15 protein-coding genes are annotated in these 16,476 nt (G+C 43.7%); 4 read left to right on the top strand and 11 right to left on the bottom strand.

Annotation, left to right across the window (positions count from 1 at the left end; genetic code table 11):
* Positions 1-29: 29 nt before the first annotated feature.
* The 4 genes from AC3WJC_RS00620 to AC3WJC_RS00605 all read right to left on the bottom strand — a co-directional run bounded on the left by AC3WJC_RS00620 (position 30) and on the right by AC3WJC_RS00605 (position 5,089).
* Entirely contained in the window at positions 30-1,688 is a 1,659-nt protein-coding gene (locus AC3WJC_RS00620) for a dihydrolipoyl dehydrogenase family protein (RefSeq protein ID WP_492397129.1), read from the bottom strand.
* Between the two features lie 22 nt (positions 1,689-1,710).
* The gene (pdhA, locus tag AC3WJC_RS00615; RefSeq protein WP_492397128.1) at positions 1,711-2,706 is read right to left on the bottom strand and encodes a pyruvate dehydrogenase (acetyl-transferring) E1 component subunit alpha; all 996 of its coding nucleotides are present in this window, start codon (positions 2,704-2,706) and stop codon (positions 1,711-1,713) included.
* A gap of 220 nt (positions 2,707-2,926) precedes the next feature.
* The gene (ettA, locus tag AC3WJC_RS00610) at positions 2,927-4,606 is read right to left on the bottom strand and encodes an energy-dependent translational throttle protein EttA (protein WP_492397127.1); all 1,680 of its coding nucleotides are present in this window, start codon (positions 4,604-4,606) and stop codon (positions 2,927-2,929) included.
* Positions 4,607-4,675: 69 nt separating this feature from the next.
* Positions 4,676-5,089, bottom strand: coding sequence for a hypothetical protein (locus AC3WJC_RS00605; RefSeq protein ID WP_492397126.1), 414 nt, complete (start codon positions 5,087-5,089; stop codon positions 4,676-4,678).
* A 498-nt stretch (positions 5,090-5,587) separates the two neighbouring features.
* Between AC3WJC_RS00605 and AC3WJC_RS00600 the strand changes: the two genes are divergently transcribed.
* Positions 5,588-8,119 carry an ATP-dependent Clp protease ATP-binding subunit gene (locus AC3WJC_RS00600; RefSeq protein WP_492397125.1) on the top strand — a complete coding sequence of 844 codons (2,532 nt, stop codon included), beginning with the start codon at positions 5,588-5,590 and terminating at the stop codon, positions 8,117-8,119.
* Positions 8,120-8,215: 96 nt separating this feature from the next.
* On the opposite strand, the gene nadD is transcribed toward AC3WJC_RS00600, so the two are convergent.
* From nadD to AC3WJC_RS00585, 3 genes are all read right to left on the bottom strand, one after another.
* Positions 8,216-8,788, bottom strand: coding sequence for a nicotinate (nicotinamide) nucleotide adenylyltransferase (nadD, locus tag AC3WJC_RS00595; protein WP_492397124.1), 573 nt, complete (start codon positions 8,786-8,788; stop codon positions 8,216-8,218).
* A gap of 54 nt (positions 8,789-8,842) precedes the next feature.
* Positions 8,843-9,409 (bottom strand): guanylate kinase, encoded by a 567-nt coding sequence (gene gmk / locus AC3WJC_RS00590; protein ID WP_492397123.1) that lies wholly within the window; start codon positions 9,407-9,409, stop codon positions 8,843-8,845.
* Between the two features lie 89 nt (positions 9,410-9,498).
* On the bottom strand, positions 9,499-10,362 hold the full coding sequence (locus AC3WJC_RS00585) for a YicC/YloC family endoribonuclease (RefSeq protein WP_492398977.1): 864 nt from the start codon (positions 10,360-10,362) through the stop codon (positions 9,499-9,501).
* A 113-nt stretch (positions 10,363-10,475) separates the two neighbouring features.
* Here AC3WJC_RS00585 and AC3WJC_RS00580 point away from each other — a divergent pair, with 113 nt between their 5' ends.
* Complete coding sequence (locus AC3WJC_RS00580; RefSeq protein WP_492397122.1) at positions 10,476-11,231, top strand: hypothetical protein; 756 nt, start codon at positions 10,476-10,478, stop codon at positions 11,229-11,231.
* Positions 11,232-11,242: 11 nt separating this feature from the next.
* Here AC3WJC_RS00580 and rnc read toward each other — a convergent pair whose 3' ends face one another.
* From rnc to AC3WJC_RS00565, 3 genes are read right to left on the bottom strand one after another with little or no spacing between them, the layout of a single operon-like run.
* On the bottom strand, positions 11,243-11,968 hold the full coding sequence (gene rnc / locus AC3WJC_RS00575; RefSeq protein ID WP_492397121.1) for a ribonuclease III: 726 nt from the start codon (positions 11,966-11,968) through the stop codon (positions 11,243-11,245).
* A gap of 9 nt (positions 11,969-11,977) precedes the next feature.
* A complete protein-coding gene (gene fabF / locus AC3WJC_RS00570) occupies positions 11,978-13,234 on the bottom strand; it encodes a beta-ketoacyl-ACP synthase II (protein ID WP_492397120.1) in 1,257 nt (418 codons plus the stop codon).
* A gap of 19 nt (positions 13,235-13,253) precedes the next feature.
* On the bottom strand, positions 13,254-13,490 hold the full coding sequence (locus AC3WJC_RS00565; RefSeq protein WP_008508386.1) for an acyl carrier protein: 237 nt from the start codon (positions 13,488-13,490) through the stop codon (positions 13,254-13,256).
* Between the two features lie 146 nt (positions 13,491-13,636).
* Between AC3WJC_RS00565 and AC3WJC_RS00560 the strand changes: the two genes are divergently transcribed.
* Positions 13,637-14,062 carry an IPExxxVDY family protein gene (locus AC3WJC_RS00560; protein WP_492397119.1) on the top strand — a complete coding sequence of 142 codons (426 nt, stop codon included), beginning with the start codon at positions 13,637-13,639 and terminating at the stop codon, positions 14,060-14,062.
* A gap of 69 nt (positions 14,063-14,131) precedes the next feature.
* On the top strand, positions 14,132-15,565 hold the full coding sequence (pyk, locus tag AC3WJC_RS00555) for a pyruvate kinase (RefSeq protein WP_492397118.1): 1,434 nt from the start codon (positions 14,132-14,134) through the stop codon (positions 15,563-15,565).
* A gap of 218 nt (positions 15,566-15,783) precedes the next feature.
* Here pyk and AC3WJC_RS00550 read toward each other — a convergent pair whose 3' ends face one another.
* Positions 15,784-16,476, bottom strand: a complete 693-nt coding sequence (locus tag AC3WJC_RS00550; protein ID WP_492397117.1) for a response regulator transcription factor — start codon at positions 16,474-16,476, stop codon at positions 15,784-15,786.

The raw sequence follows: 16,476 nt of genomic DNA, 5'->3' as shown, positions 1-16,476 counted from the left end.
CGAAAAATCCGACTTCCGAAATCAAATAATTATATCAGTAACCTTACCGGTTCTTCTAATAGTGCTTTAAGCGTTTGCAGGAAGGCGGCTGCTGATGCACCGTCAACTGTGCGGTGGTCAGAGCTTAAGGTAACCTTCATTACGTTGCCCGGTACTACCGCGCCGTTTTTAACAACCGGTACCGCCTGTATACCGCTAACGGCTAATATACATGAGTTAGGGGTGTTAATAATAGCGGTAAACTCCTCAACACCAAACATACCTAAGTTTGATATGGTGAAGGTTGAGCCTTCCATTTCGTTAGGTTGAAGCTTTTTGTCCTTCGCTTTTTTGGCGTATTCTTTAACTTCAACAGAGATGTGGCTTAATGATTTACCATCAGCAAATTTAATAACCGGTACCAGCAGGCCTTCGTCAACCGCTACGGCTACTCCGATGTGTACATGCTCGTTAAAGCGGATCTTATCACCTAACCATGATGAGTTGATAACCGGGTGCTGTTTCAATGCAACGGCACAGGCTTTAAGCACCAAATCATTAAATGATAATTTAACCGGCGCAATGTCATTCATTTTGGTACGTGCGGCTATAGCTGCATCCATATCAATAGCCATGGTTACAAAGAAATGCGGCGCGGTAATCAAGCTTTCGGCCAAACGGCGACCGATAGCCTTACGCATTTGCGTAACCGGTTTCTCGGTAAATTTCTCTTCGCCGGTATAAGTTGGCAATGAGATAGCTTTTTCGGCTTTTGCCGGAGCAGCAGCCTCTTTGGTAGCGGCTTCCTGAATTTCTTTAGTTGATGGGGTAAAGCCCTCAATATCTTTCTTCACGATGCGGCCACCATCAGCACTGCCTTTTACCTCGTTAAGGTTGATACCTTTATCCTTAGCAATTTTACGTGCTAATGGAGAAGCTTTAACGCGACTGTCGTCGTCATTAGTAGTAGTTTCTTCTTTAGTAGCGGTTGCAGAAGCAGTTGCAGTTTCGGCAGATTTCTCTTCACTGCTACCGCCGGTGCTACTGCTACCAGCGTCGGCACCACCATCCAGCAATGGCTGTATGTCGGTACCTTCTTTACCTACAATGGCAATGATGTCGTTAACCTTGGCGGCTTCGCCTTCTTTAACGCCTATGTAAAGCAGGGTGCCTTCTTCGTAACCAACAACTTCCATGGTAGCTTTGTCGGTTTCAACATCGGCTAACGAGTCGTCAGATTTTACTTTGTCACCAACTTTAAAATTCCATTTGTTGATCACGCCCTCGGTCATGGTATCGCTCAGTAAAGGCATACGTATAACCGCGGCAGGTATGCTTGAAAGATCAACCTTTGGTTTGCTTTCGCCCGCCGGTTTGCTATCTTCTTTCTTTTCTTCGGCCGGTTTTTCTTCTTTCTTCTCACCCGGTGCGCTACCGCCTTCAGCGTCAAGAGCAGCTTTGTAGTCTTCGCCCTCTTTACCTAATACGGCAATAACAGCATCAACCGGTACGGCGGCACCTTCTTCAACACCGATGTAAAGCAGGGTACCATCCTGAAACGATTCAAAATCCATCGTGGCTTTATCAGTTTCAACCTCAGCCAATACATCGCCTGATTTTACCTGATCGCCAACTTTTTTATGCCATTTAGCCAATACCCCTTCAGTCATGGTATCGCTCATTTTTGGCATTTTAACTACTTCAGCCATATTATATTTGTGTGTATAATGGTTAGTCTAAAATGTAAGGATAATCTTTTTGCACATAAACATCAGTATAAAGCTCTGATGCTTCAGGCCATGGCGACTCTTCAGCAAATTGTACCGCTTCGTCAACCGTAGCTTTAATTTTGGCATCAATCTCCTCAAACCATTTCTCATCGGCATAACCTTCTTTTACGATGGTTTGTTTCACTACCTCGATAGGATCTTTCGCTTTGTAGCTCTCCAGCTCCTCTTTGGTACGGTACTTTTGCGGGTCAGACATGGAGTGGCCTTTAAAGCGGTAAGTACGCATTTCTAAAAAGGTTGGGCCTTCGCCTGCACGGGCGCGTTGCACGGCCTCGTCCATAGCGTTGTGTACAGCAACCGGGTCCATACCATCAACAGGTGATGAAGGGATGCCATAAGGTATGCCTAATTTAAATATATCCGGTTCAATAGTAGTACGCGCTACTGATGTACCCATGGCGTAACCATTATTTTCGCAAATAAAGATAACCGGCAGTTTCCAAAGGGCGGCCATGTTAAAAGTTTCATTTAAAGCACCCTGACGTACGGCACCATCGCCCATGTAGCAAATGTTTACGTTATCAGTACCTTTATATTTTTCGGCGAAAGCAACACCTGCACCTAACGGAATTTGTCCGCCTACGATGCCGTGGCCACCATAAAAATGATTTTCCTTGTCGAACATGTGCATAGAGCCTCCTTTACCTTTTGAGCAACCTGTAGCTTTACCGTACATCTCGGCCATGATAGCTTTTGGAGTTGTACCTTTTGCAAGCGCGTGAGCGTGATCACGATAAGCGGTGATCATGCTATCCTCATGGCGTATTACCGACATGGCACCGGCAAGCACAGCTTCCTGACCTATATACAAGTGGCAAAAGCCCCTGATTTTTTGCTGACCATAAAGTTGTCCGGTTTTTTCCTCGAACTTGCGCATCAACTGCATTGACTCGTACCACATCAGGTAGGTGTCTTTATTTATTTCGATTGAACTCATGTTTATTAAAGAACCTTTTTTTAAGATGCGCAAATCTAATTATTGATTTTATAAAATGGAAATACATTACGATTGTTACCTGAATTATACTCATTTTTTACAAACGAATACTTATTACAGGCCTTTGGCACCGTACAATTATTAAAAAGGCATTATAAATTTGGGATTAAGCCGCCACGTGCAAATAAAAAATGCCGGCATATACCGGCATTTTAAAGGGTTAACCCAATTTTTTATATTTAATGCGTTTCGGCGCCACATCACCCAGGCGTTTTTTGCGGTTCTCCTCGTACTCACTATAGTTACCTTCAAAAAAGTACACCTGCGAGTCGCCCTCAAAGGCCAGTATGTGGGTACATATACGGTCGAGAAACCAACGGTCGTGACTGATCACTACGGCACAACCACCGAAATTTTCCAACGCTTCCTCTAACGAACGCAGAGTATTTACGTCGATATCATTGGTAGGCTCATCCAGCAGCAATACGTTACTCCCTTTTTTCAGGGTGATGGCCAGGTGAACGCGGTTACGCTCACCGCCTGATAGCACGCCTATTTTTTTCTGCTGATCGGCACCGTTAAAATTAAAGCGCGATACGTAAGCCCGCGAGTTAATGGTACGGTTACCTACCACTATATTATCAGTACCGCCGGTAACGTTTTCCCAAACGGATTTGTTGGCATCCAGATCGTCGTGCATCTGGTCAACATATCCTAAAGCTACGGTTTCGCCTACACGGAAAGTGCCGGCATCCGGTGTTTCCTGCCCGGTAATCAGGCGGAAAAGGGTGGTTTTACCCGCGCCGTTAGGGCCTATGATGCCCACAATACCCGCAGGCGGCAACGAGAAGCTCAGGTTCTCGAACAATACACGGTCGCCATACGCTTTGGTAACATTGCTGGCCTCAATAACCACATTACCCAAACGCGGGCCAGGCGGAATAAACAGCTCCAGCTTGTCTTCTCGGTCTTTAGTTTCTTCGGATGCCAGTTTCTCATAGTTTGATAAACGGGCCTTGCCTTTTGCCTGGCGGGCCTTTGGTGCCATACGCACCCATTCCAGCTCACGCTCCAGGGTTTTTTGGCGTTTGCTTTCGGTTTTTTCTTCCTGTGCCAGGCGTTTGGCCTTTTGGTCAAGCCACGAGGAGTAGTTACCTTTCCAAGGGATTCCTTCGCCGCGGTCAAGCTCCAGTATCCAGCCGGCTACATTATCCAAAAAGTAACGGTCGTGCGTTACGGCAATTACGGTACCTTTATATTGTTGCAGGTGTTGTTCCAGCCAGTCAATTGATTCAGCATCCAGGTGGTTGGTCGGCTCATCCAGCAGTAACACGTCCGGTTCCTGTAGTAACAGGCGGCACAAAGCCACGCGACGACGCTCACCACCTGATAATACGGCTATTTTGGTATCAGGTTCCGGGCAGCGCAGCGCATCCATGGCGCGCTCCAGCTTGGTATCCAGTTCCCAGGCGTTAACGGCATCTATCTTGTCCTGCAATTCACCCTGGCGGGCCATCAGCTTATCCATTTTATCGGCATCGCTGTAGTACTCTTCCAGTCCGAATTTTTCGTTTATATCTTCATACTCTTTCAGTATCGAGGTTATTGCGGCAACGCCTTCCTCAACCACTTCACGTACGGTTTTTTCAGGATCGAGCTCCGGCTCCTGGCTTAACATACCCACAGTATAGCCTGGCGAAAACACCACCTCGCCCTGATAGCTTTTATCAACCCCGGCAATAATTTTTAGTAACGATGATTTACCCGAGCCATTCAAACCGATAACACCGATCTTGGCACCGTAAAAGAAAGAGAGGTATATATTTTTAAGAACCTGTTTTTGCGGCGGGAATATTTTATTTACCCCGGCCATCGAGAATATTATTTTTTCGTCTGCCATTATTTGCTTGTTAAGAGGGGCAAATATCTGCTAATGAATATTAATAAGCCAAAAAAAAGCAACAAAGGTTTAGCAGCTTGCTTCGGCTCCCCTTATAATCACCTTTCCGTCATCAATACCAATAAAAATTTTTATTACTGATGTATTGGGCAACGCGGTTTTAAAGTAAGGCATGTTTACAGCCGGTGTTAACTTTACCGATCTCAGGTAGCTTTCGGGCACGCGTATATTGGCAGTATCGGTTAACAGCTTGTCATTCCATACATATATCACCGGCTGTTTCTTTGTTACCGCTATGCCCTTCATGCGTAAAATATCGTTTATGGATAACAGCTTATCGGCAAGCATGCTTTTTAAATAATCCGGATTTTTAAGGCTGATGTAAATAGCTCCTTCAGGATGCTCTTTGTCAGTTTTAGTGACGTGTATTTCCTTTATACTATCCGGCTTAATAAAATCGAAATAAGCGCGATGAATAATCATACTATCAACATAATAAACGGGCTGTTTGTTGTGCTGTGGTTTTGCGAGAATGCAAGGTTTACTGTAAAAAGCAGGCAGGCTGCAGCTAATAGCATAACTTTTTTCATAACTGGCTTTGTGTGAGTGATAAAGTTAAATATATAATTTAGCAAACCATGCTATTGCAAAAAAGCATGTCTTTCTGTCACAAATGCTGACGATTTTACCATCTGTCATATTTCATACTCCAACCGGTTGTCATTATTAAACTTTTTGGAATTATGAGCATCAAAACATTGTTATTCAACGTATTGTAAAAAAGGAAAGAAAAACTTTCTTTTTGTTGTTATAAAATTGTTGGGTATGGTTAAAATTGATAGATTGCATTATCATCACAATGTCTGTTTTAATAACCCTTGAATTATTGGCAACGTTGTTGATAAAATGTAATTAAATCACGTCTTTAAGTATTAATGCGAGTTGAGAATTAGGGACGTTCACTCATAAGAAAGGTATATAATGGAAGCTAAATTTTCGCCGCGCGTTAAGGATGTGATACAATATAGCAGAGAGGAGGCCATTCGCCTCGGGCATGATTATATTGGTACGGAGCATCTTTTATTAGGTTTAATTCGCGATGGTGACGGGGTAGCAATAAAATTGCTTAGAGGTTTCAGCGTTGACACCGCTAAACTACGCCGTGCTGTTGAAGATGCTGTTAAAGGCACCACCGGAACAAACGTAAACATTGGCAGCATACCGCTGACCAAACAAGCAGAAAAGGTATTGAAGATAACTTACCTCGAAGCTAAAATATTTAAAAGCGATGTAATAGGTACAGAGCACCTGTTACTTTCAATTCTTCGTGATGAGGATAATATTGCCTCGCAGATACTGTCGCAGTTCAACGTTAACTACGAGGTGTTTAAAGCGGCGGTTGAATCGCACAAAAATGACATTACCGACGAAATGCCGGGCTCATCAACAGGTGGCGATGACGACTTTAAGGATGAAGAATCATTCAGCCAGCCTAAAAAAGTATCTGACATTAAATCAAAAACCCCGGTACTTGACAATTTTGGCCGCGACCTGACCAAGGCTGCCGAAGAGGGCCGCTTAGATCCTATCGTAGGCCGTGAAAAAGAGATTGAGCGTGTATCACAGATCCTGTCTCGCCGTAAAAAGAACAATCCTATTTTGATAGGTGAACCGGGCGTGGGTAAATCAGCCATTGCCGAGGGGTTGGCACTGCGTATTGTACAGCGCAAAGTATCGCGCGTACTGTTTAACAAACGCGTGGTTACGCTTGACCTGGCATCACTGGTGGCAGGTACCAAATACCGCGGCCAGTTTGAGGAGCGCATGAAAGCCGTAATGAACGAGCTTGAAAAATCTCCGGATGTGATCCTTTTCATTGACGAGATCCACACCATAGTGGGTGCCGGTGGTGCCTCAGGCTCATTGGATGCCTCAAACATGTTTAAACCGGCTTTGGCCAGGGGTGAGATACAATGCATCGGCGCGACCACGCTGGATGAGTATCGCCAGTATATTGAAAAAGATGGCGCATTGGATCGCCGTTTTCAAAAAGTAATGGTTGAACCGGCTACGCCTGATGAAACCATTGAGATATTGAACCGTATTAAGGAGAAATATGAAGAGCACCACGGTGTAACTTATACTCCTGAGGCTATCGAAGCCTGCGTTAACCTGACCACCCGCTATATTACCGACAGGTTTTTACCTGATAAGGCGATTGACGCGCTGGACGAATCGGGTTCACGAGTGCACTTAACCAACATCCACGTACCACAAAACATACTGGATATTGAGCAAAAGATAGAGCAAATCAAGATCGAGAAAAATAAGGTAGTTCGCAGCCAGAAGTATGAGGAAGCAGCTAAACTACGTGATACTGAAAAGCATTTGCTGGAAGAACTTGACCAAGCAAAATCAGTTTGGGAAGCCGAAACAAAATCAAAACGCTACACCGTTAGCGAAGATAATGTTGCCGAGGTAGTAGCCATGATGACCGGTATACCGGTACAAAAGGTTGGCCAGGCTGACAGTGCCAAGCTGCTTGCCATGAGTAATACCATCTCCGGTAAAATTATTGGCCAGGAAGACGCGATCAAGAAACTTACACGTGCCATACAACGTACCCGCGCAGGGTTGAAAGATCCGAAGAAACCAATTGGTTCATTCATCTTTTTAGGCCCTACCGGCGTTGGTAAAACCGAGCTGGCTAAGGAACTTGCCCGATTTATGTTTGATACTGAGGACGCGCTGATACAAATTGATATGAGCGAGTACATGGAGAAATTCGCGGTATCACGCTTAGTTGGAGCGCCTCCGGGCTATGTGGGTTATGAAGAAGGCGGACAGTTAACTGAAAAGGTACGCCGTAAACCATACGCGGTTGTATTGCTTGACGAGATCGAGAAAGCACACCCTGACGTATTTAACATCCTGTTACAGGTGTTGGATGAAGGCCAGCTAACCGACTCATTAGGCCGTAAGGTTGACTTCAGGAATACCATCATCATCATGACCTCGAACATTGGTGCACGCCAGTTGAAGGACTTTGGCCAGGGTGTAGGCTTTACTACCGCTGCCAAAACTATTCAGGCCGAAGCACATTCAAGAGGTGTGATAGAGAACGCGCTGAAACGTGCTTTCGCGCCGGAGTTTTTGAACCGTATTGATGACGTGATCGTGTTCAATTCACTGGGTAAAGACGAGATATTCAAAATTATCGACATCGAGTTGGCCCACCTGTTTAGCCGTGTTAACAGCTTAGGCTATAAAATTGAGCTTACCGATAACGCCAAAGAGTTTATCGCCGAAAAAGGTTACGACTCGCAGTTTGGTGCACGTCCGCTTAAACGTGCTATTCAGAAATATCTGGAAGATCCGATTGCTGAGGAAATTCTGAAAGGCGAACTGAATGATGGCGATGTGATGGAAGTGGATTATGACAAGGAAGCCGACCAGATCAAGATCATCGATAAAAAAAGTCAGGATAAAACAACCGAAGAGGAATCTAAGTAATTAGTTCCACTATAATAGCAAAGCCCGTCGTTTAAAGCGATGGGCTTTTTGTTTTTATATATGTATGATTGGCAACTTAAATGCCGGTTAGCCTGATTAGCTATATAAGTTTTTATTACGGATAAACTCCAGCACAGCATCCGGTACAAAATACTGCACGTTCTTTTTTTCGGCGATGGATTTACGGATAAAGGTTGCTGAAAGTTCCATTAAGGGAGTCATGGTGATGGTTACGGAGGGATGCGATGCCAGTTCGGCATTTTCATAACCCGGCCTTGGATAAACATAAACCCGGTAATCCCGAAGGATGAGCTTGTAGTTTTTCCACTTGGGCAGCGAGATCAAATTATCCGACCCCATAATTAGCGCGAACTCATGCTGCGGATATTTTTCTTTTAAATGAGTTAATGTATCAATAGTATAGGATGGTTGCGGCAAGCGCAACTCCACATCGTTCACTTCAATTGAATTAGAATTGTCAGTAGCCAGCTTAGCCATCTCCAGCCTGTCGTACATATTGATCAGGTCCCCGTATTTTTTAAGCGGATTTTGCGGCGACACCACTAACCATACCTTATCCAGGTTAGTATGATTGGCCATATAATTGGCTATAATTAGGTGCCCTATATGTACAGGGTTAAATGAACCAAATAACAAGCCTATCTTCATCAGTTTTTCAGTTTTCAGTTGAGTTAGGCCCCAGATATTATTCCCCTTTAGGGGTTAGGGGTTAATAAAATTTCTCACCAGTTCTTCTGCCTCGGCACAAGCTGTATTAAGATCGTAATTTTTTAGGATAACATCAAATTTTGGCGCGTAGCTCAATTCTTTTTCCGCTTTGGCAAAGCGCTCGTTCAGTTTTTCCTGGCTATCGGTACCGCGCCCGCTAAGGCGTTGTTTAAGGACTTCCATTGATGGCGGCTGTACAAATATGGCCAACGCCTGCTCGGCATACTTACGTTTAAGGTGAAGGCCGCCTTCCACGTCAATATCAAATATTACGGTTTTGCCTTTGCTCCATATCCGCTCTATTTCGGTACGCAGCGTACCATAAAACGTGCCGGTATAAACCTCTTCAAACTCTACAAAATACTTTTTGGCAATAAGGTGTAAAAACTCCTCTTTGCTGATAAAGTAGTAATCTTCGCCATGCGTTTCAGTACCACGGGGCTGCCTGGTGGTGGCCGAAATAGAAAACTCCAGTTCGGGCATTTTACCCAGCAAATGCTGTACTATAGTAGTTTTACCTGCTCCGGATGGTGCGGAGAATATAATGAGTTTACCTTCCATGTGGTCACTTGGTCAGTGGTCATTTGTCATTAGTTATTGGGAAACATTGGATAACATTTACCAATGACTAATGCCTGATGCTCTAATGACTATAAAATATTGAGTAACTGTTCTTTAATCTTTTCGAGCTCTTCTTTCATACCAACTACCAGTTTCTGTATGTTGGCATCATTGGCTTTTGAACCAATGGTATTTATCTCGCGGCCTATCTCCTGGGTTATAAAGCCGAGCTTTTTACCGCTTGCATCATCAGCCGCCAGGGTTTCCAAAAAATAATCGCAATGGCTTTTTAACCTTGTTTTTTCTTCGGTGATGTCGAGCTTATCAATATAATAGATCAGTTCCTGCTCAAAGCGGTTTCTGTCTATAATTTCTACACCCGCCGCATCCGCTAAAAACTGGTTTAAGCGTTCGCGAATAACAGGTACACGTTTTGGATCTTCTGCCGCAACAGCATCCAGGTTATCAAGTATAATACCTAAACGTTGTTTAATATCTTTTTCAAGTACACGGCCTTCGTCTTTACGAAACTGATGAAAACCATCTAAAGCCTGTTTCAAAGCTTTTTCAACCGTTTTCCATTCCTCTTCAGATACGGTTTCTTCGCTATATTTTACAACTTCGGGCAAAGTAAGGGCTAACTGCAGCAAGTTACCGGCTGGCTCACCCAACTCGTTACTCACCGCTTTTAATTGCTGGTAATAATGCTTTAACAATTCGTTATCAATACCGGCCGCTTTAACCGCCGAAGAGGTTTGCTCAACGTTTATGCTCAGGTTTACCTTGCCACGCTCAACACTTTTACTGCAATCATTACGTAGCTGAAACTCTTTTTCAGCAAACATTTTTGGCAACCGTAATGATAGTTCGAGGAATTTACTGTTCAGGGATTTGATCTCTACGGTATATTTTGTACCGCCGGAATCAACGCTGGCTATTCCATACCCTGTCATGGATTTTATCATGCGCAAAGATATGCTTTTTCGGGTAATAACCGCTTTAACACTTTTTAGCATCTGCATACAAAATACTATCAGTAAGTTTACGTTCATCTACATATCAGTAAATGAGCATCAAAAAACACTTATCATATATCATTTTGTGCCTGCTGGCCATCAGCGCCCAGGCACAGCAAAACACCGTGAAGGGTATTGTTTACCGTAACAACACCTCCACACGCATGGCACAGGTAGTGGTAACCAACCTTAAAACCAACGCGGTGATGATGAGTGATGATTTGGGCATATTTACCATTAAGGCTAATCCCGGTGATACGTTGCTATTTGATAAAAGCGAATTTGCCGACCTGCGCCATGTGGTAGGCGCCGAAAAGGAAATGGTGATCTATATGCGCCTGATGACCAGCACTGAACTGGATGAGGTAAAAATAAAAGCGACATCAAAACAACAGGAATTGAGTGAAGTTATGCGTGATTACCGCGCGCAGGGCACCTATTATAATGGCAAACCACCGGCACTGGCCTTATTATTTTCGCCTTTAACCGGACTGTACGAGCTGTTTGGTAAAACACCGGGCCGGGCAAGGCGCTTTGCCAGGTTTACTAAGGCCGAGCTGGAGCAAAACGAGATCAACCGGCGTTATAATGTGGCATTTGTTAAACGTATACTAAATATTGGCGACAAAGAAGCAGGCGATTTTATTGACTACTATATGCCCGCGTATGAGGATATACGGGTGTGGAATGATTACGATTTGGTTAAACACACCAAACGCCAGTACGAATATTTCAAGGCTAATAAAAATCCACTCAGGGTTAATCCGTTTCAGGTTAAACCCGCAGATACGGCCAGAAGAAATTAGTTGATCTGTTATTAGATACCCAGGGCTTCGCAGGCTTTTTCGGCAGAGAGTTTCTCGGCATTCTTTTTACTGAACTCCTTACCAAGCCCTAACGGCTCGCCATCAACAATGGTTTGTATGGTAAAAAGCTTGGTACTCTCCCCTTCCTGGTTACCGATCAGGTCAAAGCTGATATCCTTACCATGGCGCTGGCACCATTCAATCAACTTACTCTTGAAGTTGGTTTCCGTCATCTCCAGCGTATGAATATCAATATGCGATTTGATGATGTGGTTGATCAGGAAATCTTTGGTAAACTCATAGCCTTTGTCCAGGTAAACGGCACCTATAAGTGCCTCAAAGGCATCACCAAGCAGTGAACCTTGCCTGCCTGAGCTTAGTATGCGGGTATCATACTCCACCAATTGCTCAAAGCCAAGCTTACGGCCTAACTGGTTAAGGTTAACACGGCTAACTATTTTTGAACGCAGCTCAGTTAAAAAACCTTCGTCCTTATATGGGTATAGCTTAAATAGTACTTCGGCAACAACGCTACCTAATACAGCATCACCCAAAAACTCCAAACGTTCGTTGCTGTTCTTTACGCCTGTTTTAACATTTTGCGCAACCGACTTATGCCGGAAAGCCATACGGTATAAAGACAAATTGCCCGGCACGAAGCCGAGCAAATTCTTTAGTGTTTTAACGTATTTTCTGTTAGGCGATAGATAAAGCTTGTAAAACCGATTTATAGGCATTCAAAATACTTAATCTTCGTACTTTTTAAAAATAACAGAGGCATTGTGGCCACCAAAACCAAAACCATTACTTTGTACCGCCCTCATGCCTTCGCGTTTTTGAGCCGTGTTAAAAGTAAAGTTAATGCGAGGGTCAAACGCCGGGTCATCAGTAAAGTGATTGATGGTTGGCGGGATGATACCATTTTTAAGCGCTAATATAGAAGCAATAGCCTCTACAGCACCGGCAGCACCCAGTAAGTGCCCTGTCATTGATTTGGTTGAGCTGATGTTGATACGGTAAACATCATCGCCATAAGTATCTTTTATGGCTTTAACTTCCTGCGGGTCACCAATCGGGGTTGATGTGCCATGCACGTTTACGTAATCAATATCAGCCGGGGTCATTCCTGCATCTTCAAGCGCGGCTTTCATTACACTGGCAGCACCTAAACCTTCAGGGTGAGGGGCCGTCATATGGTATGCATCGGCACTCATGCCGCCGCCTACCATTTCAGCATAAATTTTAGCGCCGCGTGCCAGTGCATGCCCAAGCTCTTCCAAAATAATGGTACCTGCGCCTTCGCCGGCTACAAAGCCGTCGCGGTCAAGGTCAAAAGGCCTTGATGCGGTTGCAGGATCATCATTACGGGTAGAGAGTGCGTGCATAGCGTTAAAGCCCCCAATACCGGCTTCGTTAATAATCGCCTCAGATCCGCCGGTTATAAACATGTTCGCCTTACCCAGGCGGATGTAATTAAAGGCATCAATAAGCGAGTTATTTGATGAAGCACAGGCTGATACGGTTGAGAAGTTCGGACCCCTCAAGCCGTATTTTATTGAGATGTGGCCGGGTGCGATATCCGCTATCATCTTAGGGATGAAAAACGGATTAAAGCGCGGTGTACCGTCGCCCTTTGCAAAGTTGGTAACCTCGTCTAAAAAAGTTTTAAGGCCGCCAATGCCTGATCCCCAAATAACACCGATACGGTTGGTATCCAGTTTTTCAAAGTTCAGTTCGGCATCCTTAACCGCTTCTTCGGTTGAGAAAAGTGCATACTGTACAAAAGGGTCGAGCTTACGCGCGTCTTTACGGCCCAAAAAAGCATCGGCATCAAAGCCTTTAACTTCGCAGGCAAACTGAGTTTTGAAATGCGTGGCATCAAAACCCTTTATCAAGGCAGCGCCACTTACTCCATTGATCAGCCCGTTCCAGTACTCTGCAACGTTATTACCAATCGGAGTAAGTGCTCCAAGCCCGGTTACTACTACTCTTTTAAACTCCATTTAACAGATTTGGGAGCGCTTATTTAACGTTTTTTTCAAGGTAAGCTATAGCTTGACCTACTGTGCCGATAGTTTCTGCCTGATCGTCAGGAATAGCTACGTTAAATTCTTTTTCAAACTCCATGATCAGTTCAACGGTATCTAAAGAGTCGGCACCAAGATCGTTGGTGAAGCTTGCTTCAGGTGTTACTTCACTTTCATCAACACCTAATTTTTCTACAATAATAGCCTTTACTCTTGACGCGATATCAGACATAGTCTTAATAATTTAATGATTAAATAATTTTTTCGATGCAAAGAAAAATAAATTCTGTTAAATATCAAATGTAAAACTTTTGCACAATATGAATAACAAAATTTTAACTCAACAGTTTGATTTACTAAATTTACACCGCAAAAGTAATGATTTTGAACAGGAAAATATTAAAGTTTGAGATCGATCTGGATTTTGTTCTGATTGCTGTAACCACTTCACTAAAGGATTACCGCACCTGCTACCTTATAAATAAGCACCTTAATTTTAATTTTACCAAGGGAAATGAACTTGAAGTTGACATTAATCCGGGTAAAGAACCTGCTTATTTTTCGCTCTACACGGATAGCTGGGAAGCCAGCGAAACTGATTTTTATTTTATCGCCAATAAGGGCACCGAGGGTTATTTGATACCCGAAATGCGCAAAACCGACTATTTTATAATGATAAAGAATTATATAGATAGCGAAGACCTTGACGCGCTTATAACCGCACTGAATAAAATACCCGAAATTGTAGCAGCCGTAAAGATTGACCCTAAAAAGTTAAAATCCCGTGAAAATCTACTATTTTAGCGCCGGATTTTTGTGCGTGTTCAAATAACACCATAGAGTATATAAACGATATAATAAATCAACCCATATATGAAATTAAACTACAACCGAACAAAGATTGTTGCCACGATGGGCCCCGCATCGGCACAAAAAGACGTACTGTTGTCAATGATAAAGGCAGGCGTTAACGTTTGCCGACTGAATTTTTCGCACGGTAAAACCGAAGACCACAAGAAAACTATTGACCTGATCCGCGAGATCAACGAGCAATATAAAACCAATGTGGCTATTCTGGCCGACTTACAAGGCCCGAAAATCCGTATCGGTTTGGTAAAGGATGGCGGTATACACCTTGTTAACGGTACCAAAATTAAAATGACCACACATGAGTGTATAGGCGATGATGATCAGATCTACATTACTTACGAAACTTTTCCGCAGGATGTAAAAGTTGATGAGATTATTTTGTTGGATGATGGCAAACTGCAATTGCGCGTGCTTGAAACCAACCGCGTTGATACCGTAATTTGCGAAGTAGTACACGGAGGCATACTTACTTCACGTAAAGGCGTTAACCTGCCAAACACCAAAGTTTCTATCCCAAGCTTAACTGAGGAAGACCTTGCAAACCTGCATTTCGCGCTTGATAACGATGCCGAGTGGATCGCCCTTTCATTTGTGCGCGAAGCGGAAGATATTTTGCACGCACGCCGTGTAATTAACTCACGCAATAGCCCTGCACGTATCATAGCTAAGGTTGAAAAACCGGAGGCTATTGATAACATCGACGAAATTATTGCCGTTACCGATGCCGTAATGGTTGCCCGTGGTGACCTTGGTGTTGAAATGCCGATGGAGCAAGTGCCATTGCTGCAAAAAATGATCGCCAGCAAATGCCGCGCGGCTTCAAAACCGGTTATTGTGGCTACACAGATGCTTGAATCAATGATAACCACCCCGCGCCCAACCCGTGCCGAGGTGAATGACGTTGCCAACTCCGTACTTGACGGTGCCGACGCGGTGATGCTTAGCGGTGAAACATCGGTAGGTGAATTCCCGGTTATTGTTATTGAAACCATGGCTAAAATAGCCCGTAATGTTGAAGAGCTGGGTTATCCGTTCTATAGCAAAAAAGGCAAGCTTGATAACCAGGAGCCCACTTTTTTAAGCAATGCCATTTGTGGTTCGGCCGTTTACCTTGCCGAGCAAACTGAGGCTGCCGGTATTGTTGCTATGACAACCTCGGGCTACACCGCTTTTGAAATTTCAAGCCACCGCCCTAAAGCACCTACCTTTATCTTTACATCAAACAAACAGCTTTTAAATTCATTGAGCCTTGTTTGGGGTGTTAAGGCATTCTACTACGATCAGTTAGAAAGCACCGACTTAACCATCAGTGATGTAAACAAAGCGCTTAAAACCTTTAACCTGGTACAAAGCGGCGATATTGTTATCAATACGGCATCAGTGCCTATTGTAACTCAAGGTAAAACCAATATGCTTAAAGTAAGTGTTGTTGAATAAGCAACCATCGCTATAACAAAAAAAGAGCTGCAATTAATTGCGGCTCTTTTTTTTGTTAGTAAACTCCGGCTGCGCAAACCTTTTCAAAAAGTTTATCGAGGCTGCCGAAATAATAGTCGTAATACGTCCTCATTATTTTCATGGCAATTAAATTTTCACGTTTTGTATATGCAATATAACAAAAACGTTACCAAAACAAAAATATTTTGTTAAATCACTTAGTTGATAAGTAGCTTATAGCCACGGCCGTGCACGTTAATGATCTCCACGTTGGTATCATCTTTTAAGTACTTGCGTATTTTGCTTAAAAAAACATCCATACTGCGGCCGTTAAAATAATTATCGTCATGCCAAATATGCAGCAGCGCTTCCTCTCGGGTAAGCACCTCATTTTTGCGCAGGCACAGCAACCTTAACAATTCAGCCTCTTTGGTTGAAAGTTTTTGCTGATGCTCCCCTATCGCTATTAACTGGGCCTTGTAATCAAAATCATACCGGCCTATTTTAAATTGCGTTTGCTGTTCTTCGGTTTTCTTCTCACTGTTTTCTGATCGTTTTAACAGCGCGTTTATGCGCAGCAGCAATTCCTCAATACGAAAGGGCTTAGTTATATAATCATCACCACCCAGGTTAAACGCTTCGGTCTTATCCTCGATCATCCCTTTGGCGGTAGCAAAAATAATGGGTATATGCTGATTGATCTTCCGGATATCCTTACCCAGTGTAAAGCCGTCCTTTTTAGGCATCATCACATCCAGTATCAGCAGGTCGTAATTGCTTTTGGTAAACGCCTTCAGCCCTTCCTCGCCGTCCTTACAAAGCACAACATCAAACTTTCCCTTCAGTTGCAGGTAATCCTGTAACAGCATACCCAGGTTAGGGTCGTCTTCAACAAGCAATATTTTTTTCAT

Source organism: Mucilaginibacter sp. FW306-07-L (assembly GCF_058782065.1).
This window is presented reverse-complemented; position numbering and strand designations above follow the sequence as displayed.